The organism is Chitinophagaceae bacterium (assembly GCA_016699815.1).
Lineage (GTDB): Bacteria > Bacteroidota > Bacteroidia > Chitinophagales > Chitinophagaceae > Ferruginibacter.
Map to the genome: position 1 here is coordinate 1,494,622 of CP065012.1, position 24,865 is coordinate 1,519,486.

Consider the following 24,865-nt stretch of genomic DNA (forward strand, 5'->3'; position numbering starts at 1 on the left):
AACAATGTTATGAAAAAACAAATTTTACTTTACCTGTTTTCTTTATTTGCCCTTACGGGATTTTCTCAAAAATTAAAAACCGATAAAATAACCTTTGGCGTACAAGCCGGCGTAGCCAGCTACAATATGGGCGGCGATGCCGTGGGTAGCTTAAAAGACGTTATTGAATATACCAACGGTATGGTAACCACAAAAAGCCGAACAGGGTTTTATGCAGGCGCTTCCACAGATATACCCGTAAGCAAGCAACTGTCATTTTCTCCCGGCTTGTATTACACTCAAAAAGGTTATGAGTTAAAAGGAGAATTAAATATTAAAGGTGCAGAATTTTTGGGCGCAAATGCTACTGCAAAACTGCAATCTCAATTTATTGATATGCCTTTATTGTTAAAAGCCAAACTGGGCAATGTAAATATTTTTGCTGGCCCGCAATTTTCATACCTCATGCGTGCCGATTTTATAGCAAGTGGCGGCCTGCTGGGCATAAACCTTTTCAATACAAAATCTGATGTAACCAGTGAATTTAATAAATGGAATACCGGTATAACCGCAGGCATTGGGTTTAATATAGATAATGTAAACCTTAGCGCATCCTACGATTATGGCCTTAGCAAAGCAGATGCAAATAAAAGTGCTGACGCATACAACAGGGGCGTAAAAATAGGTATCGGCGTAAATTTTTAAGCCGGCTTTTAGGTTTAGTTCAAAAAAAAGGCTGTTCTTTAATTAGAACAGCCTTTTAAAAATAAACTACTTAAATATTAATTTGATGCAAGTACAGTAATGCCAGATGCGGTAAACCTTATTTCTTTTTGAGGTTCTGTAATGGCATCAATTTCTTCTTTGCTTTTTTGGGCATCTTCGGCATAATGCTTTAGTTCATCAACTGAAGTGTTTTTTATTTTTGCATCGCCGGATAATGCCACTGTTTTACCTATTGCAGCTACTGGAACAAAAAAACCATAGTCTTTCATTTTTACAAAAACCTTGGTTTTATCGGCAGTTTCTAATGTTATCCAGCAACCTTTTTTGCTGCATACATCAGTTACCTTCCCTTTTATTGTTACCGTTATATTTTCCTTATTTTCCAAAAGCGTGGGTAATTCTGAAACCCATATAGCATTTTCGGCATTTACCTTTTCACCGTAAGTGTCGCCGGAATTGGCATCTCCTTTTGGTGGTTGTGCTTTTAGAGCCAGGCCAAAAACAAGCATTATAAAAGCAAAAAATATTTTTTTCATATCAATAAATTAAATATACTGCAAATATAGCTGAAATTAATTCCCGATTATTGATCATAATCATATTAATTATCATCTTTTTAATGAAATTTTAACCCGTTGGTACTCATATATGCGTATTCATTTAAAAGAACTTTTCCGGTACTTTTATACGTCTTTATAACTATTGAATGGGGAAAAAAATTATTTGTATTGTAGAAGATAAGGAAGACCTCAGAGAAGGAATGGGGCTTATGATTGATACAAGTAATAACTATAGCCTTGCTGGTAGCTTTGCAAATGCAGAAGAAGCGCTTCAAAAAATTCCGGCTATAGGCCCAGATGCGGTTTTAATGGATATAAATCTTCCCGGGCATAGTGGCATTACCTGTGTAAATGCATTAAAAAACATGTTTCCTTCCATGCTTTTTTTAATGTGCACAGCTTATGAAGACAATGAAAAAATTTTTGATTCCTTAAAAGCAGGGGCCAGTGGATATATATTAAAAACAGAGGGCCCAAAAAAAATTTTAGATGCGCTGGATGAAATGCTTGCCGGTGGGAGCCCAATGAGCAGTTCCATTGCCCGCAAAGTTGTGGCAAGTTTTACCCAATCAGTAAATGAAAATCCGGCTATTGAAGTGCTGAGCGACAGGGAAAAAGAAGTTTTAGAAAACCTGGCCAAAGGGCTTATAGGAAAAGAAGTTGCAGATGCTTTAAACATCAGTAGCGGAACCGTAAGAAAACATGTTCAGAATATTTATAAAAAGTTGCATGTTAATACCCGTGTGGAAGCTGTAAATCTTTATTTAAAACGATAGCTTCGCTTCCTTAATGCTCGAATTTAATAAATATTTTATCCTCTTTTTTGAAGGCATCAATATTTTTATGATGCTGTATTTCTTTATACAGTATATAATCCTACAAAAAAAAGAATTTTTATTTTACGGGTTATACCTCCTGGTATTGGCTTTATATTATCTTATTGCCCTACCCGATTTCTTTTTTACCATAGAAGCCAACCGTACTGAAACAATTTTTCGCTTTGATTTATTCAAACGCCCATTGCAATTTATGAGCAGCGTATTTTACAGCCTTTTTGTAATGTATTATTTACGGCTCAAAAAAACATCGCAAAAGCTCAATTCTTTTTTAATTATTTTAATTTGGTTTTACGGCGCATGTGCATTTATGTGCCTTTTAGGAAATTTATTCCGGATAAATTATGATAGCATTTATTATTTGTTGAGCTTGCTTTTATTTCCCATACAAATAATTATCGTTGTTGCCCTTTTTCGAACCCGCATCAAGTATTCTAAATTTGTAATTTGGGGTACTTTATTTGTTTTAATTGGAAGCACTTATACGTTAATGCTCTCAATTTACCTTTCAAAAGTTTATACCGAAAAATATGCTCAAACCGACTACTCATATTTGCCAGTACAAGTTTCTATTTTAGTTGACATTATTTTATTTAGTATTGCCCTGCAGAGAAAAATTGCCGATGTAGAAAAACACCTGATGAACTCCGCAATACAAAGGCAAAAAGCCATTACTTTAGAACGGGAGCGCATTATTGCCGACCTGCATGATGATGTGGGTGGCGGGTTAAGCAGCATAAGGATGATGAGCGACCTGATGCTGAACGTACCCGAAAATGCCGCTGAAAACAAAACATCCGTTTTTGCCCAAAAAATTTCCACCACCGCAAAAGATATTGCCCAAAGTATGCATACCATTATTTGGAGCCTCAATACAGAAAATGATACCATTGAAAATTTTGTTGAGTACATTCGACAGCATGGCGTTTTCTTTTTTGAAAACACCAAAATCAAATTCAATTTTAATACCACGCCAGCTCTTTTTAATGGTATTTCCCTTACCGGTATACAGCGTAAAAATTTATTTCTTGTTGCCAAAGAAGCTTTTCATAACATTTTAAAACATTCCGGCGCAGATTATGTAATGGTGAGGATTTTTTTGGAAGAAGGGCACCTGATGCTGTTTATTGAAGATAATGGCACGGGTATTATTACCCAAAACCAATTTGGCAACGGCCTCAAAAACATGCAGAAAAGAATAAATGAAATCCAGGGCCAAATCAGTTTTTCTACTCAAAACGGCACTACCATAAAAATTGACCTTCCTTTATAATTTACATTTTTTTTACCTTGTAATCAGATTTTCTCAACTCTTAATTTTATTCTATAAGTGTTGCTGTACAAGATTTTAATGATTACCGCAGCCAAATGAACGGCATATTTTGTAAAAGACAATTTAGTTTTAAAAAGCCTTTGAAACCTGGATAGCAATGCCCTATGCCGAAAGAGCGCCTGATGTTAAAACCAAAGAAATGCCTGGGCTTGTAGCCAGCATGATTTTGCGCTGCGAAGATTGCATAAATTACCCCCTGCAAAAATGCCGGAACCAAGTGCTCTTTACCAAAGAAATTTACGAGGTTTTTGCCGTAGCCAATATTGTTGGTGATAAAAAAGTGATATCACATACCCTGCCAGCATAAGAATTTCGGGAGGAATTATTAAAGTATAAAGTTTAAAAAATGGGTTTTGAAATGCCATTGTCTTTTTTGTACCTTTGAAATAAGCATTCTATTATTATGTCAAACACTACTTCAGCAACCAGCCCGGCCCTTACCGCAAAAGATTTTTCTTCAGACCAGGAAGTAAGGTGGTGCCCCGGCTGTGGGGATTATTCCATTTTAGCACAAATGCAAAAAGTAATGCCTACGCTGGGCATTCCAAGAGAAAATATTGTAATTGTTTCGGGTATTGGCTGCAGCAGCCGGTTCCCTTATTATATGAATACTTATGGTATGCATAGCATCCATGGGCGTGCTACAGCAATTGCCAGTGGCTTAAAAGCTTCAAGGCCGGAGTTAAGCATTTGGATTGTTACCGGCGATGGCGATGGCCTGAGTATTGGCGGAAACCATACCATACATTTACTCCGAAGGAATTTTAATGTAAACCTGCTCTTGTTCAATAACCAGATTTATGGCCTTACAAAAGGGCAGTATTCTCCCACTTCAGAAGAAAACAAAATTACCAAAAGCACCCCTTCGGGAAGTATTGACCACCCTTTTAACCCGGCGGCACTGGCCCTGGGTGCCGATGCCAGCTTTGTGGCCCGTACTATGGACCGTGACCCCAAACACCTGCAAGCCATGTTGCTTAGGGCAAATGAACACCACGGTGCCTCGTTTTTAGAAATTTATCAAAACTGTAATATTTTTAATGATGGCGCTTTTGAGGTTTTCACCGAAAAAAGCAGCAAAGCAGCAGAAACCGTTTTTCTGGAACAGGGAAAACCGCTTATTTTTGGTGCAGAGAACAACAAAGGAATAAAATTAGATGGCCTGAAACCTGTTGTGAAAAATTTATTGGATGGCGCACCTACTGATGATCTTTGGATACATGATGAAAAAGATTTTTACAAAGCGCAAATACTGGTGCGTATGTTTGACGACCCCAGGATAGAAGGCCACCTGCCAAGGCCTTTTGGTGTTTTTTATGAAACGGCAAGGCCTTGTTATGAAGAAGCAATGACAAGCCAAATTGAAACCGCAATTTCTCAAAAAGGAAAAGGTTCTTTGGATAAATTGTTAAAAGGCAGGGAAACCTGGACTATTCAATAATTATGGCGTTGCTGTTTTATTAAAAAACAAATCAGCAGAAATTGCATAATGGTCGCTTAAGTTACGCTTTATCCGCACATATTGCTCTACGGTAAATCGCTTATCAACAAATATATTGTCTATACGTAAGGTGGGCGAAATGCTTACAAAAGTTCTTCCTATACCAGTACCTTTTTCTGCAAAAGCATTTTTTAACCCTTTGCCAATAGTACTGTAAGCATAGCTGTTGGGTACATCATTAAAATCCCCGCAAACTATTACCGGGTATTTGCTTTCATTAATCGCTGTTTTAATTCGGTTGCTTTGATAAAATTTCTTTATAAATCCCGTTCGGTATTTGCCAATAATACTTTTGGAATTGTCTACATCTTCCTTTGTTTCAAATTCCGGCTTGTCCAAATAAACCCTGTTGGATTCCGAAAATTTTAGCGACTGCAGGTGAATATTAAAAACCCGGAATGTATCCTGCTCTTTTATAACATCTACATATTGAAAAATAGAATTGTAATCGTTGGGTTTATGGCTAAGGGTGTGCCTGCTTGCCAATGGAAATTTGGATAAAACGAGAATGCCAAAATGGTGCTTGCTGTCAAAATCAATTTTTCGGTTATAGCTGTAATGATAATACCCCATGTTGAGCCGGTTCATAATATCAGGCAAATAATTTATGGCGCCGGAAATACTATCACTTGCAACGGCCTCCTGCATACAAAGCACATCGGGATTGTATTGCCTGATAAGTTGCAGCATTTGCTCTTTTTTTCCGGGATTGGTTTTGTTTTCTAAAATAGCAAAATGTTCAATGTTCCAGCTCATTATCCTTATATTAGCCGGATGTTTTTTTAAAACAAAATTTGGCGCCTGCCTTAGTTGCACCAGGTGTTGCATGGGCTTCCAGGCTATGGCAATGGCAATAATACCAATAAGGGCATATTTGATTTTTGCAAACAACCAAAACAAAATAAAGAACAATAATACCAGTAATAAATAAAAAGCGCTTAAGTTGAAAACGCCCAAAAACCAAAATTGCGGTGCGTTAAAAAATACGGTATAACAACCCAGTAAAAAAAATATGGCCACAACCAGGTTTAGTAAAACTAAACTTCGTTTGGTATATTTTCTAAACCATTTAAAAGCCATAATATAAAGGTAGGTTGAAATATTTACAGGTTAATATTTGTACCTTTTATAACAGGCGGCAAAATTGCAGCTACTTTTTTATACAGGTAAAAATGCCGCAGCCATAGGTACAACCCAGGTTTGAAAGGATATTTTTTTCTGTGAGTTCCACATTTTCAAAAAAATCACCCTCATCGTTTACATAAGAAAAGGCTTTTATGCTAAAGTTTTCTGAAAGTACATCCAATAAATATTTTATGGAAAAAACTCGGTGTGCGTTAAACTCAATACGCTGCGGGCCAATAGGTACAGAAAAATAAAATGTGCCGCCTGTTTTTACAATTTTAGCTATATTTTGCAGGGCTTTTAAATAACCAAAATAATCAATCGGGTCGCCATAGCGCCCAAGGCCAAAATGTTCAATGGCATGTAAAGAAGAAATAGAATCACAATAATTAACCATTCCGGCAGGTAGCTCCATTAAATTGGCACAGGTAATGGAAATATTTTTCACCAGGCTTTTTATGGGCCGGATATCAACCAATTCAATATTTCTATACGCCGCTACATGAGCTATAAATCCATCGGTTCTTGAGCCAATATCTAAATGTTTTTGTGGGTTGGCTTCAAATATCAGGCGGGCAATGTATAAATCCTGGTGAAAATAATGGCCCTTCATTATTCCTCCTTCATCAAATTTTTCTGATAAAATTGGGAACTTCCGGCCAAATTCAAATGTAGTATCGGCGCCTTTTTGTTTTTTTAATTCCTTAAGGTCTTTATAATACCAGCCAGGGTTTTTAAGGGAGTTTAAAATATTTCTAAAAATAATTTTCATTTTTTGCTTCCCGGAATTTTATCCAGGAAAAATATTAATGAAAATACAAATAAATTAATTACAACAGCCGGGGCCACAACCGCAATTTTTTGGCTTTTCTGCATATACGGTTATACTAAATATTCCTGTTTTACCAGCTTGATAGCTTTGCAGCTCTTCACCGCTAAGGTAGTTTTCTAAAATATCAGCAGGAATATTGATGGCTTTTTCTTTTTGGATGCTTATGTTGAAAAACCCATTTTTTCGGATAAGTTCCAGGTATTCCCCTTTTTGAATTGCGCCGGCAATGCAACCGGCATACATTTCGGCATTGCTGCGTATTGAGGCTGGGAGCTTACCTACTAAAACTACATCGGAAATGCTAAAATGGCCGCCTTGCTTTAACACCCGAAAAATTTCCTTAAACACTTTGTCTTTATCTGGCACCAGGTTTAATACACAATTACTCACAATTACATCTGCAACATCATCCGATACCGGTATGTTTTCAATATCTCCCTGCCGGAATTCAACATTGGCATAGCCTAGTTTTTGGGCATTTTCCCTTGCCTTTTCAATCATCGCTGCTGTAAAATCTATACCTATTATCCTTCCATCTTTGCCAGCTTCTTTGCGGGCAATAAAGCAATCGTTCCCGGCGCCGCTTCCTAAATCTATTACGGTATTAGCTTTTTTAATTTTTGCAAACAGGGTGGGTAAGCCACATCCTAAACCCAAATCAGCATCGGGGTTATAGCCATCCAGACCGCTGTAATCATCGTTCATAATATTATACACTTCGGTGGAGCAATTGCCGGAACCACAGCAGGATGCCTGGTTGGTTTCTTTGTTTTGCAAAGCAATTTCACTGTATTTCTGCTTTACCAATTTTTTAATTTTTTCAGGATTTTCCATGGAATAAACTTTTTTTAAATTAACAACAATTGGTATGCTTTTTTGTGAGCTTTTTTGAAATTTTGCTAAAATAACCAAGCAGCCCGTCAATGGCTTTTTCATTAACGCAGTAGCAAATTGCATTGCCTTCGATATTGCCTTGAATCAACCCTGCATTTTTGAGTTCTCTTAAGTGTTGGGAAACGGTGGGTTGTGCCAGGGGCAATTCGTTTACAATATCCCCGCAAATACAGGCATTTGATTTTATTAAAAATTCCAGAATGGCAACCCTTGCCGGGTGGCCCAATGCTTTGGCCAATATTGCAATATTATTTTGCCGTTCTGTAAAATGCTCTGTTTTGGTTGCGCCCATTTATTAAATTTAATATTGCAATATTACGATAAATAATTAAAACCCAAAAAAAATTCACTGGCGGTATTAAAGTACCGGTAAAAATATTTCAGCAATCATACACCTTGCGCTGCCGCCGCCAATTGTTTCTATGGTAGGTATTGCCAGCGGAACCAGTTCCACACTCTGGGCCAATTGCTGCTTTTGGCTTGTTGCAAGGCATTTAAAGGCGCTTTGAGACAGGGCTAAAATGTTTTTCTTTGTACCGCCTTTTAGTTCCAGCATATTGCCGGCAAAATTTTCCATTTGGTGAAAGCTTATATCAATTACCCGGTGGCCCGAGGCGGTAAGATTATTAAAAACCATTTCTTTCTCTTTTTCATCATTAATTGCAGCCAGGCATATTACAGCAAAGTTTTCACCAATACACATCATTACATTACTATGATAAATCTCTTTGCCACTTTTGTCAAATGAATAAAAACAAATGCCTTTGTAACTCAATTGATCACATAATTTTAAAAAAAGGCCTTTGTCGGTACGTGGGGACAAACTTGCGTAGGCAATTTTATTTTTATGGTCAAATACAATACTACCAGTACCTTCCAAATACTTGTTTTGTTTTTCGTATCCTGAAAAATCTATAAGTTTTGTGATGTTAAAATTTTTCTTTATTGCTTCAATAATATCCTGGCGGCGTTCCTTGCGCCTGTTGTGGGCGTGCATTGGGTAAATAATTACCGTTCCATCTGCATGAAAACTTATCCAGTTATTAGGGAAAACAGCGTCTGGCTTTTCCGGAAAATTGGTATCCTCAAACACAAAAACATTTATGCCATTTGTTTTTAAAACCGAGGCAAAAGCATCAAACTCTGCTAATACCAATTTTTTCAATTCACTTTCGTTACCGTTTACTTTCTTTTGAAAGCTGTTAGAAATTGCTGTTTCGTTATTAAAGCCAAAGTTTGATGGCCTAATGAGTAAGATGTTATTGGTTGCCTGCATAAATGCAATAGTGATGTTTTGTGTTTTTTTTTATTAAAGCAGCCTTCGCAAATATAAAAAAAACAACGAAAAATGCAGTTGGTAACCGTTTTACTTAATGCATTATACATCTTGTTGGGAGAAACTACAGCAGGAACAATATTTTTACCCAGTTTAATACTTTTTAAATAGGTAAAGATGGCGTGCGCTTCATCGTTGGATAAATTTTCAAAATTAATCCAGGGCATTGGAGGAAGTAATGTGCGGTTGCTATCGAGTCCTTTTAGTTTTCTTTTTGTGAGCGCTTTTTTTATTTGTTCTTCTGTACAGCCGCCAATATCCGTTTCATCTGCCGTTACAGCCTAGAAGGATTACAAGGCATTGGCCCTTTTATTATTTCTTCGGAAGCAGACTGTTCTGCCATTGGCTTTTCTTCTTTTGATTTACCTGCATTTGAACAGGACGTAATGAATAGCATTAAGCTAATAATTGCTATACCAAAAGGTTTCAATACTATTCTTTTTATGCTATTGAAAGTATTTTAATGACAAATTTTTTTTTATTTTCTGCTTTTCCAGTTTGCAGGATTGTAATAAAAAAAGGTTCCGGATGTACGAATATATTCTACTATTCTACTTTGTTTTCTGCAAAATTGCTATCAAATATTTTTATATTCTATTTCCCGGCGCTGGTTAAGTGAAGGTGATTTTAAACTGCAGATATGCAACCGGGTCTGGCTATTTTGATTAAAGTATTGAAAAGCCTTAATTTAATGTTTTACAAAAGTGGCGCTTTTAGCTGCAGGGTTACTTTACTATTACTGTATTAAACTCTTTAATTATTCCTTGTATCCACTTGTGCTACTTATTTATTTTATACTTTTCCCTGTAAGATTGGGCAATTACGGCTGCATCATAGGCCGCTGCTTCATTTGCTGTTTTTTCATGCAGCATTTTTATGGTCATATTGCTGGCGGGATGAGAGGAAATGGGGCCGTAAGTTCCGCTTGGCGTATATCCTTGGTTCCCAGTTCTTGATTCCACAATAGAGAAAAATTTATAACCCTTTTCAAGGGTAAGGTCTGCAGAACGAAGCATACAAAAATCAACTGATTTGTCTGGCCTGGTATTTCCATTTCCCTGAAATTTTACGGCATACATATCATTGCCCATCTGAGTTTCGGAATAACCTCCCATAAAACCCTTGGGGCCATACGAAGTAGATTTCGAAAACATGTAAAAAAAACCAACAATAATTAATAAAATAATAAAAAACCCCATTTGTATTAATTTTTAATATTTGGATAAAGTTTATTTTTAAAAATATTTGCTGTTACGAGTAGCTTTATATAAACAAAGTTTTTAAAAAAATTAATGGGTGAAAATAAAATTACAATTAAATTGCTTGTGAAAAAATAAAACAAAATTGGTTTTTCACCTTCCAAAATCATCCTGGAGCCTTACAATATCGTCTTCATCGCTAGGGTTTTCTTTATCGGTATGGCGCCAAATTTCGGCTATAACTCCCCAATTATTTAAGCCAATGAGGCGATGGCGTTCACCCTGTTTTAGTTCTACAATATCCCCAATATTTAAAAAACGGATATCTTTTTCATTGTCATTATCGCTGGTTACAACGCCGGCTTCACCCTCAATAAGTTTCCAAATCTCTGCCCTACGATAATGGTATTGCCAGCTGAGTCTTTTTTTTGGAGCAACCAATAATATTTTGGGACTAAGCTTACCGGAGATCATCAAATCTTGTTTTTTTAAATGGGGAAAAAATAAAGAAATAAACTTTTCGGCATCATTTTCTTCAATTACAAAAAATCCGCCCCAAGGCCTGTTTTCATCTTTTTTATCCCATTTTAAGCCATTTTTCACTAAAAAATCCTCAATTTTTGTAAATTTTGATATTTTTTCCATTTTTTCTTATTAAGTTTTAGCAATCAATTATATATAAAATAAAATCATTATCTTCCCATATAAATCATTAGTATTTGAACATCGCTTGGATTTACTCCGGAAATTCGGCTTGCCTGCCCCAGAGTTTGAGGTTGTATTTTTTTAAATTTTTGTTTAGCTTCGGTACTTAAAGATACCAGCTTTTCATAGTCGAAGTTGGAAGGAATTTGCAGGTTTTCGAGCATGCTCATTTTGTTTACCAGTTCTTGTTCTTTTTGCAAATAAGTATCATACTTGGTTTGAATTTCTGTCTGCTCCAGGCTTTCCCTGTCGAAATTTTTAAACATTTCTGAAAGAGAAGGTATGAACTGCAGCATTTCCAAAATTGAAACAGAAGGCCTTAATAACAATTGCGCTAATTTTTGCTTTACAACCATTTTTGAAGAGCCAATTTGAAGAAGATAGGTTTCTGCTTCAGTTGGTTCAATCGTTGTTGAATTAAATAAATTTAATATATTTTTAATATTTGATTCTTTTTCTATAACTTTATCTACTCTTTTTTGGCTGGCAAGCCCAAGTTTATACCCTATTTTTGTTAGCCTCAGGTCGGCATTATCCTGCCTTAAAAGAGTACGATATTCTGCCCTGCTGGTAAACATGCGGTAGGGTTCATCGGTACCTTTATTTATGAGGTCATCTATTAAAACACCAATATAGGCTTCGCTTCTTTTTAAAACCAGTGGTTCTGCATTGTGGGTAGCATTATAAGCATTAATTCCGGCCATAAGTCCCTGGCAGGCAGCTTCTTCATAACCTGTTGTACCATTTATTTGCCCGGCAAAAAACAGGTTTTTGATTAATTTTGTTTCGAGGCTTGCTTTAAGTTGTGTAGGCGGAAAGTAATCGTATTCTATAGCATAACCTGGTCTGAACATTTTACAATTTTCAAATCCGGGAACAAGCATTAGCGCTTTAAGCTGTACCTGTTCCGGCAAAGAAGTAGAAAAGCCATTTACATAAATTTCTACCGTATTCCAGCCTTCGGGTTCTACAAAAAGCTGGTGCCTTTCTCTTTCAGCAAAGCGGTTTATTTTATCTTCGATACTGGGGCAATACCTCGGTCCCGATCCTTTAATACGGCCCTGGAACATGGGGCTGCTGTTAAATCCGGTTTTTAAAATTTCATGTACCTGTGTATTCGTGTAAGTTACCCAACAACTTTTTTGGCTTTTAGGTAATAGTTTATTTTCTTCCAAAAAACTAAAACCTGATATAAACTCGTCGCCTTTTTGTTCCTCCATTTTAGAGTAATCAAGGCTTCGTCCGTCAATTCTAGGTGGAGTGCCCGTTTTTAGCCTTGCGCTTTCAAAACCCAGATCTACCAATTGCTCGGTAATTCCGGTTGCCGCCTTCTCTGCTACCCTTCCACCACCAAACTGTTTTTCTCCGATATGGATAACCCCATTTAAAAAAGTACCATTGGTAAGTACTACTGCCTTGCCCTTAATTTCGTGACCCAAGCCGGTTTTTACACCGTTTATGTAACCATCTTTTACCAATAGCCCGCTTACCATATCCTGGTAAAAATCAAGGTTTGGTGTATTTTCCAGCATTTCCCTCCATGTAGTAGAAAAAAGCATCCTGTCGCTTTGTACCCTTGGGCTCCACATGGCCGGGCCTTTGCTGCGGTTGAGCATTCGAAACTGAATCATACTCCTATCGCTTACAATACCGCTATATCCGCCCATTGCGTCAACCTCTCGTAATATTTGTCCTTTTGCAATACCACCCATGGCAGGGTTGCAACTCATTTGTGCAATGGTTTGCATATTCATTGTTATGAGCAGCACTTTGCTGCCCATATTTGCAGCAGCAGCAGCAGCTTCGCAGCCGGCATGGCCGGCACCAACAACAATAATATCATACTCTGGAAACATGGGGCGCAAAGGTATTTTTTTCTAACAGGTTTTTATGACTTTATTGCTAAATATTTATTGCTGCCTGCTATTGATTGAAAGGAAATGTTCTTCGTGGAACATCTAATGAAATAAAAAAAGGTTCCCTGTGGAACATCTAGGGTTTTAGGAGAAATATTTATCGATATAGAAATCTTCTTTGGCCCTAATTTGTTTTTGAAACCCTGGTGTTTTGTCCTTGTAACCGCAAAAATGGAGAATACCATGAAATATTACCCTGTGTAACTCCTGCTTAAATGAAACTTTTAAATCTTTTGCATTCTCACAAACCCTATCTACGCTGATATAAATTTCCCCCTGTACCGGCATTTTGTTTTCGGCAAGGTTAAAACTTATTACATCGGTAAAATAATGATGATTTAGAAAAGCCTGGTTTATACCAAGCAGATACGCATCATCACAAAAAATTACATTTAATAAGGCAAAGGCCGTTTTTTCTGTTTTAAAAATAGATTGTATAAATCCCTTTAATTTGTTACGCTCTTCTAACTTTGCCTGCTTTTGAAAATGAAAATATATATTCACGCTAAATTCTTCTTAATTCGAAATTACACAAATAAAGAATGGGGTAGTTTTGCACACAAATATGAAAGAAAAAAAGCTCTCTCAAATAAAGGTTGGTAAACAAGTGATTATTAAATCTTTTGAAAAAGACGAAATCTATTTAAAACTTATGGAAATGGGATGTGTACCCGGGGAACTGGTAACAGTTGATCAAATTGCACCTTTAAAAGATCCTATTTCTATAACCGTTGCTGGCTACAGGCTTAGTTTAAGATTAGATGAAGCAGATCAGATACTAGTAGAAGAAATATAATATATATTATTTTATAAATGAATATATAAAATGAATATTGGCCTTTTCTTTGGTTCTTTTAATCCCATTCATAATGGTCATTTAATTATTGCAAAATACGTTTTACAAAATAGCCAGCTAAATAAACTCTGGTTTGTAGTATCGCCGCAAAACCCATTTAAAAGCCCGCAAAGCCTGCTTAATGAAAACCATCGCCTGCACCTCGTAAACTCGGCTATTGAGGGAGAAACCGACTTAAAAGCCTGTAATATCGAATTTAAACTCCCTAAACCATCATACACTATCAACAGCCTTACCTATTTAGCCCAGCAATATCCGGATTATAAATTTACGCTTATTGTGGGTAGTGATTCGTTTCAAAATATTAATAAATGGAAAAATTATGAAACGCTTGTTTCCCGGTATCCCATCATCATATACAAGCGTCCGGGCTTTGAAGTTACCCAGGATTTTGGTGCAAATCTAACCATACTCGAAGCACCGCTCCTTGAAATATCCTCTACTTATATCCGCAGCTTAGTAAAAAAAAGTTTATCCATCCGTTATCTTGTTCCGGATGCAGTAAAAGAAGAAATTGAACGCAATAATTATTATCGTTCGGCTTTAGAAAACAAAGCCTAAAGCCAAACAGGTAATTACTATAACGGGCGCCGGAATTTTGGTAAATTTCAATAATAAAAAGGTTACCAATATTACCGCATAACCAATCAAACTAAAGGCATTTAAAGAATCAAGGTGTAATGTTCTAAACAGGTACAAAGATGCGGCCCACATTACGCCGGTTATTACTGCATAAATCCCTTCCAGCGACCGGTACACCACTACATATTTTTTTAAATACTGCCATACAGGGTAAAAAAACAAAACCAATAAAGCGCTGGGCAGAAAAATGGCAATTATTCCAATAATACAGCCTAATACCTGCATGGTTTTTCCCTGGCTTTTTAGCGATAAACCACCAGTGTAACTTGCCACAGAAAAAACAGGCCCCGGAATAGCCCTTACTAATCCAAATCCGGTAAGTATTTCATTTTTATCCAGTTTTATGGCGTTGGGATTTTTCTTTGAAATTTTAGGGGCTACGGGCCTTTCCACATATTGGTCCAGCATCATAGCTAATAATACATCACCGCCACCAAAAACAATACTGCCAAAGCGGTAATAATTTTCGAATAAATTATAAGCTTTACGGTGTTCCCAATTTTGTTTACGGGCCGTTTCACTAACAATACCTGCAACCAGAAAAATAAATACAAAAAGCCAAATATTTCGCCATCGTATTTTTTTATGATCTCTTTTTCCTGTTTCAGGAATTCGTTTGCTGCTTAGGTTTGTTGCAATACAACCGGAAACTATTAGCAAAGGAAAAATCCAGGGTGTGCGAAAAAACAGAAAAGTTGCCAGCATACTTACCAGCATTATAATTTGTGTAATAAGGCTACGCACCGAAACCGTAAACATTTTAACTGCGGCAAATACTAAAAAACCTATAGCCATTACACCCAGAAACTTTAAAGGGCTTTCTGAAATTGATGTTTTTACTTTATCGGAAACCACAAATGAAAAAAGACCCATTAAAAAAGAAGCAGGTAAAATCCAAATGAATAGCGTAATAATTGCAAGCGGTAAACCTCCCCGCTTAAAACCAATTAAAGTGATAGTTTGTGTGCTACTGGCTCCGGGTAAAAGCTGGCAAAAAGAGAAACACTCCATCAGTTCCTCTTCTGAAATATATTTCCTTTTACTCACAAAATTTTTTAGCATCATGCCCAGGTGGCCCTGCGGACCTCCAAAAGCCGTAACGCTGTATAACAAAACTGCTTTTAAAAAAGGTATATGACGAAATAATTTCAATAGAGAAAATGTATTGTTGTAAAATACAAAAACCTTTGCAATACAAGTAATTTTATAAGCCGTAGCGGGCGCTTATTTCAAGCATCCTGTCAATAGGTTTTTTTGCAGCCTGCCTTAATTTTTCATCCATAAGTATTTCTGGCTTTTCATATTTAATGCAGAGGTACAATTTTTCCAGTGTATTTAATTTCATGTATGGGCAGTCGTTACATGCGCAGGTATTTTCCGGAGGTGCAGGTATAAATGTTTTACCAGGGCATTTTTTTTGCATTTGGTAAATTATGCCGGCTTCGGTTGCAACAATAAAAATTTTATCGTTGCTGTTTTGTACGTATTTCAATAATCCGGAAGTGCTGCCAATATAATCAGCCATTTGTAATACTGGCTCTTCACATTCAGGGTGGGCAATAACTTTTGCCTGTGGATGGTGCAATTTAAGTTTAGTTATTTTTTCCATACTAAATATTTCGTGCACCAGGCAGGCGCCATTCCATAAAACCATATTGCGCCCGGTTTTTTTGTTGATGTAGGCTCCCAGGTTTTTATCTGGTGCAAAAATAATTTTTTGATTTGCAGGAAGGCTTTCAATTATTTTTTGGGCATTACTGCTGGTACAAATAATATCACTTAAGGCCTTCATACCAGCACTGCAATTAATATAAGTAATTACTATATGATCAGGGTATTTATCCCTAAAGGCTTTAAACAATGCAGGCGGTGCAGAATCACTTAAGGAACACCCGGCTTTAAGATCGGGTAAAACAACTTTTTTTGAAGGATTAAGGATTTTTGCCGTTTCTGCCATAAAATGAACACCGGCAAAAACAATCATATCAGCCGTTGTACTTTGGGCTTTTTGTGCAAGCCCAAGGCTGTCACCAATAAAATCTGCTACATCCTGTATATCGGGCTCCTGGTAATAATGGGCCAATATAATTGCATTTTTTTCTTTTTTTAGTTTTTCAATTTCTAAAAAAAGATCAAGCGCAGGATCAACCTCAATATCAAGAAAACCTTTTTTTTCCAAAAGGGTTTCTGCAATGTTAATATCCATTGTAATAACTATTAATAATTAATATTTAAATAAAGATCTATTATTATTAGGGCTGTGGATTTGTTGAAAAAATTATAATCCATTAATTGTAAAATTAAAACTTAATAATTATCCACTACTATTTTACCAATAATACACATATAAAAATAAAAGCATAAAATATTGTAATTGTGTTTTACAGGTAAACCAACCAAAAGCTATCAACAGTAGTTAATAAGTAGGACTGTTGAAAGAAATTTTAATAAATACAGTTTTTTGATGTGGATGAAAAATGTATAAAACCTAAGATGCCCACAGTAATTTTGGCCTTTGAGTTGGGCAAGGCAACTTATAATCAAATTCCAAACAAAAAATTTTTGAAAAAGATGTGGTTATACACATAAAAAGGCAGATTTTAACAGAGCAGGGTGGAAAAACAAAAGATACTAAAAACAACAATAAGTTTTTTTTACCGGCACTTGTGAGTAGAACATTACCCATACAGTATTATAAGGGTTATCCACAGTTAAAAATTAAAATGTGTGTAAGCTTTTTTGCACTATTTTTGCCGTCCAAAAAACTAATAGAACAGTAAAATGCAGATTATTCAAGGAATCAGGGACAAAGGTGCGGCAATTGTAATTATCGTTATCGCATTAAGTTTAATAGGATTTATATTAATGGATGCCCAGCAGGGAGGCAGCCGTTTGTTTGCCGGCATGAGTAACAATGTTGGAAGTGTTGATGGAGAAAAAATTTCTGTAGGAGAATTTACCAGCCAGGTATCACAAATTGAAGACCAGCAGGAACAGCGTAATGGCCAGCGGCCAAGTGGTGCACAAATTTACCAGGTGAGAGACCAGGCCTGGAATTTGCTGGTTGCTGAAAAGATTTTTTATAGAGAAGCCGAAAAACTGGGTATTAAATTTACAGGTAAAGAATTAAGCGCTTTGTTGCTTAGCAACGATCCTTCAAATCCTTTTTTACAACAAGGCTTAGCAGACCAGGCCACTGGTAAACTGGATTTAGCAAAAGCACAGGAAGCCCTGGCCAATATTAAAAAATTTACTGGCGAAAGAAGAAATGCTGTAAACGCACAATTAATAAACCCGGCAAAATTGAATAATATTGTATCAAAATACAGCAGCCTTCTTTCAGCAAGCGCTTATTATCCCGGATGGATGCAGGCTAAAGACTCTGCTGAAACCAATAATTTTGCAAGCATTAACTATGTGGCGGTTCCATACTCCGAAGTATCTGACAGCACGGTAAAAATATCTGATGCCGATATATTGGCTTATGTAGCCAAAAATAAAGAAATGTTTAAGCAGGAAGCAGGCCGAAAATTATCTTATATCTCTTTTAGCCAACTACCCAGTAGAGAAGATACGGCAAGAACCCTTAAAATGGTTGATGATTTAAAACCATTATTCCAGGCAGATTCAAATGCCAAGGCTTTTATTGCAAGGAATATTTCTGCCATTCCCTTTCTGGATGAATACCTGCCTAAATCAAAAGCACAAAGCAAGGAAATAGATACTATTTTAAAATATCCCGCCGGAACGGTATACGGCCCTTATTTAGATGGAAAAAATTATGTAACAGCAAAAGTTTTGGGAAGTAAAGAACTGCCCGATAGTGTAAGGGCAAGGCATATTTTAATTTCTTTGCAGGGAAAAGACGGCAAAACGCCTATTGAAGACAGTACTGCAAAAAAACTTGCCGATAGCCTACTGGCACAAATAAAAGCTGGAGCTGATTTTTCAATGCTGGCTATACAGTATTCTGCTGATCCGGGAAGCGCAGTAAAAGGCGGTGACCTTGGATTTTTTGGTTATGGACTGATGGTACCCGAGTTTAATGAATTTACATTTACAAAACCAGTGGGCAGCAAAGATGTAGTAAAAACACAATTTGGTTACCATATAATAGAAGTTACGGGCCAAAAGGATTTTAAACCAGCTTATAAAGTGGCATATCTTGCAAAAGAAATTACTGCAAGCGATATAACAATTAATAACGCAAGCCTTGCAGCAACAAAAGCCTCTGCAGAAAAAGATGCCAAATCTTTAAAAGAGTATGCAGCCAAAAATGGTTTGCAACTCATACAAAACCCGGTAATAGTTAAAGAAAATGATTATAGCGCCGGATCCCTGCAAGATGCCCGTTCATTAATTAAATGGGTTTTTGAAAATAAAGTAGGTACCGTAAGCGAACCCTTTGGGATAGGCGATGCATTTGTAGTGGCAACCGTAGATGAAATTATTAAAGAAGGTACACAAGACGCAGCAATAGCAAGAAGCGGGGCAGAAGCCATTGTACGCAACCAAAAGAAAGCGGCAATTATTAAAACTAAATTAGGCGCAACTCCTACCCTGGAATCTACGGCTGCAGCCTACGGCAAACAAATACAAACCGCAGGTGCAGACTCATCTATTTCCATGGCAACCCAAATGATAAATGGCGTGGGCATTGAGCCCAAGTTAATTGGCGCTTCTTTTAACAAAGATTTTATGGCAAAACCAACACCGCCAATTGAAGGAACTTCTGCTGTATATGTAATGAAAGTAAACCAGGTTCAATCAAAAGCTGCTGCAATACCGGCCACTCAGGCAAGCAGCAAGCTGGCTTTATTGAGGCAGCAAATTGGCAACTGGTACGAAAGCCTGAGAAAACAGGTTACCATTAAAGACGAACGCAGCAAGATTTTTTAATTTTTCTTAAAACGAAACTATAAAAGCCGGCACGTTAAAAACATGCCGGTTTTTTATTTTAAATTTGCACTATGGCAGAAGTGTTTGTAAATAAAGTAGCTGAAAGCGGGATTATAACCATAAACCTTGAAGATTTTTTACCCGGAGAAGATATTATTGCTTTTGACATGAAAGAATACTTGTTTATGGGTTTAATACTCAAAGAAAAAGAATTTAGGGAAGCCATAAAACAATTAGACATTTCTCCATATCAAAATAGAATAGTTACCCTTACTTGTACAACGGATGCTATTGTTCCCGTATGGGCTTATATGCTCGTAGCAAGTATTTTAAAACCGGTTGTAAAAGAAGTATTATTTGGCCAGATTAAGGATGCGGAGCTTAAGATTTTGCTGGCCAATATAAAGGCAATAGATGAATGCCAATATACCGATCAACGAATTGTAATTAAAGGTTGTGGTGAAAAGGCGATTCCTGAAGCTGCTTATGTAGAAATAACGCAAAAACTGAGGCCAATAGCCAAAAGCATTATGTATGGTGAGCCTTGCAGTACGGTGCCGGTTTTTAAAAAGCCAATGGCAAAAAGGTAAAACTACCCTTTAGTACCAGCCCCGTTTTCTAAAAATTACCATCATAATAATGGGTATAACCAGCATTACAGATACGGCAAGAAAAAAGCCGTAGGAAGTATGCAGCCAGGGTATTTCATCGAAGTTCATGCCAAAAATACCGCCAATAACTGTAGCGGGTGCAAGCAGGCAGGTTACAATTGCCATTACCTTCATTACTTCGTTGAGTTTTAAATTTACATTACTTAAATAAAGGTCTTGTAAGTTCATCATCATATCCCGGTAATTTTCGGCAAGGTCTGTGGCCTGAATAATATGATCGTAGACATCTTTAAAATATTTCTCGGTTCGCTCCTGTATCAATTCGCTTTCGCTGCGTAAAATTCCACTAACCATTTCCCTTACCGGTGCAATATTCCTTTTTAATAAAATCAATTCCTTTCGATGGTGGTTAATACGGGCCAGGCTGCGGTTATCTGCCCTTCTAATAATATCTTCTTCTAAAAGTTCAATTCTTTCGCCCATTTTTTCCATTACCAAAAAGTAATGATCTACAATTAAATCAACAAGGCTGTAAAACAAAAAATCGGAGCCGCTGTTACGTACTTTGCTTACCGCAATTTTTAGTTTTTCCCTTACGGGATTAAATACATCCCTATGTGCATCTTCCTGGAAACTAATTACAAAATTCTTTCCCAAAATAATACTTACCTGCTCCGATTCTACCGACTTAAGCTCCTCGTTGTAATAGAGCATGTTGAGCAGGCTAAACACAAGACCATTGATTTCATCGGTTTTGGGCCGCTGACCCATACTTAAAATATCTTCAATAATCAACTGGTGGATACCGTAATGCGTACAAAGGTTTTCTACATCTTCTTTTTTAATACCATCTACATTTATCCAGGTATTGGAGGCGCTGTTTAAAAAAGGGTAACAATCTTCTACATTATTTAAGGGAAATGTTTGCAGGCCATCCGGGCTATATTCATAGGCCATTATTTTTGACCCAACGTTAATTTTCCTTTCGGGGATTACTGTAGGGTTCACGTGCAGCACTTTTTTGCTGCGCAATAAATCAAAAGGGTTAAGAATATATTCCAGGTAGTTTTTTGAAGGCATAAGCTTTTTATAAAAAAAATAAATTTAAATTTCCGGATAAGGGAAGCAAACGGGTTTAAAGATATTTCATTTAGCTAAAAGCAAATAATTAAAATGCGGCACTCTTTGGATAACGGGGAAAAGGAATTACATCCCTAATATTGGTCATACCGGTTACAAACTGTACCATGCGCTCAAAGCCAAGCCCAAAGCCTGCATGAGGGCAGGTGCCGAACCTTCTTGTATCTAAAAACCAATCCATTTCCTGCACCGGAATATGCATTTCTTCCATACGCTTCAGCAATAAATCTAAGCGTTCTTCCCTTTGGGAGCCGCCCACTATTTCACCAATTCCTGGGGCAAGTATATCCATTGCCGCAACGGTTTTACCATCATCGTTCTGGCGCATGTAAAAGGCTTTTATCTCTTTGGGGTAGTTGGTTAAAATAACTGGTTTTTTAAAATGCTTTTCTACCAGGTAGCGTTCGTGTTCGCTTTGTAAATCAATACCCCAATTATTTACAGGGTATTGAAATTTCTTTTTCTTATTGTGGTTGCTTTCTTTTAAAATGTCAATGGCTTCGGTGTAAGTAAGGCGTTCAAAATTGTTGTTTACTACAAATTCCAGTTTTTCCAACAGGCCCATTTCACTTCTTTCCTGCTGTGGTTTTTGTTTTTCTTCTTCGGCAAGGCGCTGTGCTAAAAACTCAAGGTCGTCTTTATTCTGTTCCATAGCATAGCGAATGATGTATTTAATAAAATCCTCGGCAAGGTTCATATTGTCCTCCAGGTCGTTAAAAGCTACTTCGGGCTCTATCATCCAAAACTCGGCAAGGTGCCTTGTGGTATTGCTGTTTTCGGCCCTAAAAGTTGGGCCAAATGTATAAATATCGCTAAAAGCCATTGCAGCAAGTTCGCCTTCTAACTGGCCACTAACGGTAAGGTTGGTGCTGCGGCCAAAAAAATCTTCTTTAAAATTAATACTTCCATCATCGTTTCTTGGAGCAGAACCATCAAGAGGCAGCGTAGTTACCTGGAACATTTCACCTGCACCTTCCGCATCGCTTCCGGTAATAATGGGTGAGTGCAAATAAACAAAACCCCTTTCGTTAAAAAATTTATGGATGGCAAATGCCAGGCTATTTCTTACCCTGAATACAGCACCAAAAGTATTGGTGCGAAACCGCAAATGGGCAATTTCCCTTAAAAATTCAAGGCTGTGTTTTTTGGGTTGCAGGGGAAATTTTTCCGCATCGCTGTCGCCAAGTATTTCAATGGTTTCTGCCATCATTTCTACTTTTTGACCTTTTCCTAATGAGGCCACTATATTACCGGTTGCTTTAATGCAAGCCCCTGTTGTTATTCTTTTGAGTAGGGCATCATCAAAATTACCCAGCGTAGCCACTACCTGTAAATTGTTATTGGTACTGCCATCGTTTAGGGCAATAAACTGGTTGTTGCGAAAACTCCTTACCCAGCCCATAACTGTTGCCTGATAACTTGCGTTTTCATTTTGCAACAAGGCTTTTATTTTTATTCTTGTATTGAACATAATTAATATTTGGGCTGCAAATATAACAATCAATAGCAATAGAACTATAGGTGAGGCCTGCCGCAGCGCAGGTATTGGCAGCTAAATAAGAGAAATAGATTAACTTTGCCCTATGAAAAAAGCATGGGTGTTTTCAATTTTGTTTTCACTGGCTGTATGCTTTGGCGCCAATGTAAATGCACAGTGTGCCATGTGTACCAAAACCGCTCAGCAGCTTGGCGAAAAACCGGCACAGGGCATGAATGCCGGCATACTTTATTTAATGGCTGTACCTTATTGTATTGTTGGGTTTATTGGCTACCGCTGGTGGAAGGCACATCAAAATAATGCCATTTGAATTATCAATAATTTTTTATAAAATTAAATAAGTTAAAACCAGGCTTATTATACTGCTCTTTTATTTTCTCTTTCAATATAGTTTTGTCAACATCCTGCATCCTCTTTTTTTCAATTAAGTGGTAAGCTTTTTGGGTAAGCAAAAAATATTTCCTTTCATTATTTTTTTCTGCTTTTAGCAATGTTTCAATAGCTTTAAATAGATCAGCAATACCTGTATGGGTAATTGCAACCGTTTTTACAACCGGTATGAGGTGCTTTTTTGTGGCAAACGCCGGAGCCAGCATAAGGAGAAGATTTTTTACAAACATACCTGCATCTGGCCGGTCAGATTTATTTACAACAAACAAATCTGCAATTTCCATTAATCCTGCCTTCATGGTTTGTATTTCATCGCCAGCTTCGGGCACCAATACTACAAGGGTAATATCGGCCAGCCCTGCAATTTCCACCTCACTTTGCCCTACGCCGATGGTTTCAATAATTATGTAATCAAAAAAAGAAGACTTTAATAATTCGGTAATTTCAATAATTGCCGGATGCAGGCCACCCAACGAACCCCTTGAAGCCAGCGAACGGATAAATACATTAGGATGGTTGTACCAATCTGCCATGCGTATACGGTCGCCCAATAAGGAACCAAGGTTAAATGGAGAAGATGGATCTACACATAATACCGCAACTGCTTTTTGCTGGTCAACCATTTCTTTTAACAAGGCATTGGTAAGTGTGCTTTTGCCTGCTCCCGGCGGGCCGGTAATGCCAATTACGGGCACATTTTTTGGCTGAAGTGAACTGAGTATTTCCTCGTATCCCGGGGATTGGTTTTCAATTAAACTAATGGCACGGCTTAATTTTTTTTGATGTTGTACAACATCGTTACCATCAAAAATATTGTAGTCATACATTTGGTAAAAAATTACAGCATCAAAATTTTATTGTTCAAATTTACGCATGAAAGTAATAAGAAGGATTTTAAAACTTTATGGTATAATTGTTTTTATTTTACTGAGTAGAAATTGTGCCCTATGTGTATTTAAATGATATTTTAATAAATGTTCTCTTGCATTTGTTGCCATACGGTTACGTTCGTCATCGTTGAGGAGGTAATAATCAATTTTATCTATAAGGTTGCTTAGATTTTCTGAAACCCAGGCCACATGCTTGTTTTCTTCAAAATTATTGGGGATCAAAATTTCTGGTTTTTGGCTAATCATAAATGTTTCCATGGCAGGTGTTTCCCAATAGCGCATGGTATCCCATCCGCCGCCACGAAAATTCAATACAATTTTGCAACGGGAAATTTCCTCCAAATAAAACAAGCCTTTTCGTTTATAGGTTTTAAAGCCCTGGTTTAGGGTTGTGCCATTTTGGTCACAATCATATTTGCCCTTAAGTAATTTAATGGCTTGTTCCCTTATTAATGGTTTTTGCTGTGCCCAAAACGAAACCTGGTATTTTTTTTCTTGTACTGGTTTTTGGGAAAGGGTAAAAGGAAAGCTGAACGGAAACGGAAATACATGCGGCAAATGGCCATGAAGGGAAGGAAGGTATTCTCTTTTAAAAATTAAATCGGGGTAGCGTTTTTTGAAAACGCTTTCAAATTCTTTACCCAGGCCCAGGCGGTAAAAATCTCCGCCTATTTCTTCCCTGTCACCGCCGTCAATAAAAATTACGGGAAGCGATTGAATTTTTGGGATTAAATATTCATATTTTAGTAACGCTTCTTTTTTAGCCGATCCTATAATTACCGCATCATAGCCCTGAAAATTTTTTATAGTAAATTTTGGCAGGCTAAAACCGGTATAACCAAGGTTTTTAGGATAATTTTTTATGGGTAAATGATACTTCGGGTTCCAGGGATAATCGCAAACATTTTGATTGCCCAAAAGCTCCACCAGGCCGCAATAGGTTAAATCCTGCAGGTAATCAAATTGTGTGCTGCAAATGAACAACAACTTCATGAAT

The 24,865-nt window shown here is 37.0% G+C and carries 26 protein-coding genes and 1 pseudogene; 11 read left to right on the forward strand and 16 right to left on the reverse strand.

Translation table 11 applies throughout. From position 1 onward, the window contains the following. Positions 1-9: 9 nt before the first annotated feature. On the forward strand, positions 10-684 hold the full coding sequence (locus tag IPO46_06635) for a PorT family protein (GenBank protein ID QQS64244.1): 675 nt from the start codon (positions 10-12) through the stop codon (positions 682-684). Positions 685-761: 77 nt separating this feature from the next. On the opposite strand, the gene IPO46_06640 is transcribed toward IPO46_06635, so the two are convergent. Beyond that, complete coding sequence (locus IPO46_06640; GenBank protein ID QQS64245.1) at positions 762-1,241, reverse strand: DUF4920 domain-containing protein; 480 nt, start codon at positions 1,239-1,241, stop codon at positions 762-764. A 170-nt stretch (positions 1,242-1,411) separates the two neighbouring features. Between IPO46_06640 and IPO46_06645 the strand changes: the two genes are divergently transcribed. From IPO46_06645 to IPO46_06660, 4 genes and pseudogenes are all read left to right on the forward strand, one after another. Then, complete coding sequence (locus IPO46_06645; GenBank protein QQS64246.1) at positions 1,412-2,041, forward strand: response regulator transcription factor; 630 nt, start codon at positions 1,412-1,414, stop codon at positions 2,039-2,041. A 13-nt stretch (positions 2,042-2,054) separates the two neighbouring features. After that, positions 2,055-3,374 carry a hypothetical protein gene (locus IPO46_06650; protein ID QQS64247.1) on the forward strand — a complete coding sequence of 440 codons (1,320 nt, stop codon included), beginning with the start codon at positions 2,055-2,057 and terminating at the stop codon, positions 3,372-3,374. Between the two features lie 95 nt (positions 3,375-3,469). Further along, positions 3,470-3,741 (forward strand): annotated as a pseudogene (locus IPO46_06655) (carboxymuconolactone decarboxylase family protein). A 96-nt stretch (positions 3,742-3,837) separates the two neighbouring features. Further along, positions 3,838-4,875 carry a 2-oxoacid:ferredoxin oxidoreductase subunit beta gene (locus IPO46_06660; GenBank protein ID QQS64248.1) on the forward strand — a complete coding sequence of 346 codons (1,038 nt, stop codon included), beginning with the start codon at positions 3,838-3,840 and terminating at the stop codon, positions 4,873-4,875. On the opposite strand, the gene IPO46_06665 is transcribed toward IPO46_06660, so the two are convergent. The 5 genes from IPO46_06665 to IPO46_06685 form a co-directional block, all read right to left on the reverse strand. Then, complete coding sequence (locus IPO46_06665; GenBank protein ID QQS64249.1) at positions 4,876-6,015, reverse strand: endonuclease/exonuclease/phosphatase family protein; 1,140 nt, start codon at positions 6,013-6,015, stop codon at positions 4,876-4,878. 70 nt (positions 6,016-6,085) lie between these two features. After that, the gene (locus IPO46_06670; protein ID QQS64336.1) at positions 6,086-6,673 is read right to left on the reverse strand and encodes a DUF268 domain-containing protein; all 588 of its coding nucleotides are present in this window, start codon (positions 6,671-6,673) and stop codon (positions 6,086-6,088) included. 213 nt (positions 6,674-6,886) lie between these two features. Next, positions 6,887-7,726: an arsenite methyltransferase gene (locus IPO46_06675; GenBank protein QQS64250.1), complete on the reverse strand. Its 840-nt coding sequence runs from the start codon at positions 7,724-7,726 to the stop codon at positions 6,887-6,889. Between the two features lie 19 nt (positions 7,727-7,745). Continuing rightward, positions 7,746-8,078, reverse strand: a complete 333-nt coding sequence (locus IPO46_06680) for a winged helix-turn-helix transcriptional regulator (GenBank protein QQS64251.1) — start codon at positions 8,076-8,078, stop codon at positions 7,746-7,748. Positions 8,079-8,144: 66 nt separating this feature from the next. Continuing rightward, complete coding sequence (locus IPO46_06685; protein QQS64252.1) at positions 8,145-9,062, reverse strand: amidinotransferase; 918 nt, start codon at positions 9,060-9,062, stop codon at positions 8,145-8,147. A 177-nt stretch (positions 9,063-9,239) separates the two neighbouring features. On the opposite strand from IPO46_06685, the gene IPO46_06690 reads away from it, so the two are divergent. Next, complete coding sequence (locus IPO46_06690; protein ID QQS64253.1) at positions 9,240-9,407, forward strand: hypothetical protein; 168 nt, start codon at positions 9,240-9,242, stop codon at positions 9,405-9,407. A gap of 494 nt (positions 9,408-9,901) precedes the next feature. Here IPO46_06690 and IPO46_06695 read toward each other — a convergent pair whose 3' ends face one another. From IPO46_06695 to ybeY, 4 genes are all read right to left on the reverse strand, one after another. Beyond that, complete coding sequence (locus IPO46_06695; protein ID QQS64254.1) at positions 9,902-10,321, reverse strand: hypothetical protein; 420 nt, start codon at positions 10,319-10,321, stop codon at positions 9,902-9,904. 153 nt (positions 10,322-10,474) lie between these two features. After that, positions 10,475-10,966, reverse strand: a complete 492-nt coding sequence (locus tag IPO46_06700) for a phosphoheptose isomerase (protein QQS64255.1) — start codon at positions 10,964-10,966, stop codon at positions 10,475-10,477. Positions 10,967-11,013: 47 nt separating this feature from the next. Next, positions 11,014-12,882 carry a tRNA uridine-5-carboxymethylaminomethyl(34) synthesis enzyme MnmG gene (gene mnmG, locus IPO46_06705; GenBank protein ID QQS64256.1) on the reverse strand — a complete coding sequence of 623 codons (1,869 nt, stop codon included), beginning with the start codon at positions 12,880-12,882 and terminating at the stop codon, positions 11,014-11,016. 144 nt (positions 12,883-13,026) lie between these two features. Beyond that, positions 13,027-13,440, reverse strand: coding sequence for an rRNA maturation RNase YbeY (gene ybeY / locus IPO46_06710; GenBank protein QQS64337.1), 414 nt, complete (start codon positions 13,438-13,440; stop codon positions 13,027-13,029). Between the two features lie 67 nt (positions 13,441-13,507). Between ybeY and IPO46_06715 the strand changes: the two genes are divergently transcribed. Further along, positions 13,508-13,738, forward strand: a complete 231-nt coding sequence (locus IPO46_06715) for a ferrous iron transport protein A (protein ID QQS64257.1) — start codon at positions 13,508-13,510, stop codon at positions 13,736-13,738. Positions 13,739-13,768: 30 nt separating this feature from the next. Continuing rightward, a complete protein-coding gene (locus IPO46_06720) occupies positions 13,769-14,359 on the forward strand; it encodes a nicotinate-nucleotide adenylyltransferase (GenBank protein QQS64258.1) in 591 nt (196 codons plus the stop codon). Here the strand turns inward: IPO46_06720 and IPO46_06725 are convergent. Together IPO46_06725 and nadA are read right to left on the reverse strand one after the other, a co-directional pair. Next, entirely contained in the window at positions 14,342-15,592 is a 1,251-nt protein-coding gene (locus IPO46_06725) for a chromate transporter (protein QQS64259.1), read from the reverse strand. The genes IPO46_06720 and IPO46_06725 overlap by 18 nt on opposite strands. A gap of 52 nt (positions 15,593-15,644) precedes the next feature. Continuing rightward, positions 15,645-16,646, reverse strand: a complete 1,002-nt coding sequence (gene nadA, locus IPO46_06730) for a quinolinate synthase NadA (GenBank protein QQS64260.1) — start codon at positions 16,644-16,646, stop codon at positions 15,645-15,647. A gap of 575 nt (positions 16,647-17,221) precedes the next feature. Here nadA and IPO46_06735 point away from each other — a divergent pair. Next, positions 17,222-19,339, forward strand: coding sequence for a peptidylprolyl isomerase (locus tag IPO46_06735; GenBank protein QQS64261.1), 2,118 nt, complete (start codon positions 17,222-17,224; stop codon positions 19,337-19,339). 71 nt (positions 19,340-19,410) lie between these two features. Beyond that, positions 19,411-19,929, forward strand: coding sequence for a DUF2480 family protein (locus tag IPO46_06740; protein QQS64262.1), 519 nt, complete (start codon positions 19,411-19,413; stop codon positions 19,927-19,929). Positions 19,930-19,938: 9 nt separating this feature from the next. Here the strand turns inward: IPO46_06740 and corA are convergent, their stop codons facing one another. Together corA and asnS are read right to left on the reverse strand one after the other, a co-directional pair. After that, complete coding sequence (corA, locus tag IPO46_06745) at positions 19,939-21,030, reverse strand: magnesium/cobalt transporter CorA (GenBank protein ID QQS64263.1); 1,092 nt, start codon at positions 21,028-21,030, stop codon at positions 19,939-19,941. 88 nt (positions 21,031-21,118) lie between these two features. Then, positions 21,119-22,561, reverse strand: a complete 1,443-nt coding sequence (gene asnS / locus IPO46_06750) for an asparagine--tRNA ligase (GenBank protein ID QQS64264.1) — start codon at positions 22,559-22,561, stop codon at positions 21,119-21,121. A gap of 112 nt (positions 22,562-22,673) precedes the next feature. Between asnS and IPO46_06755 the strand changes: the two genes are divergently transcribed. Beyond that, positions 22,674-22,898, forward strand: a complete 225-nt coding sequence (locus IPO46_06755; GenBank protein QQS64265.1) for a hypothetical protein — start codon at positions 22,674-22,676, stop codon at positions 22,896-22,898. A gap of 4 nt (positions 22,899-22,902) precedes the next feature. Here IPO46_06755 and meaB read toward each other — a convergent pair whose 3' ends face one another. Then, the gene (gene meaB / locus IPO46_06760; protein ID QQS64266.1) at positions 22,903-23,805 is read right to left on the reverse strand and encodes a methylmalonyl Co-A mutase-associated GTPase MeaB; all 903 of its coding nucleotides are present in this window, start codon (positions 23,803-23,805) and stop codon (positions 22,903-22,905) included. A gap of 75 nt (positions 23,806-23,880) precedes the next feature. Beyond that, on the reverse strand, positions 23,881-24,861 hold the full coding sequence (locus IPO46_06765) for a glycosyltransferase family 1 protein (protein ID QQS64267.1): 981 nt from the start codon (positions 24,859-24,861) through the stop codon (positions 23,881-23,883). Between the last annotated feature and the right edge of the window lie 4 nt (positions 24,862-24,865).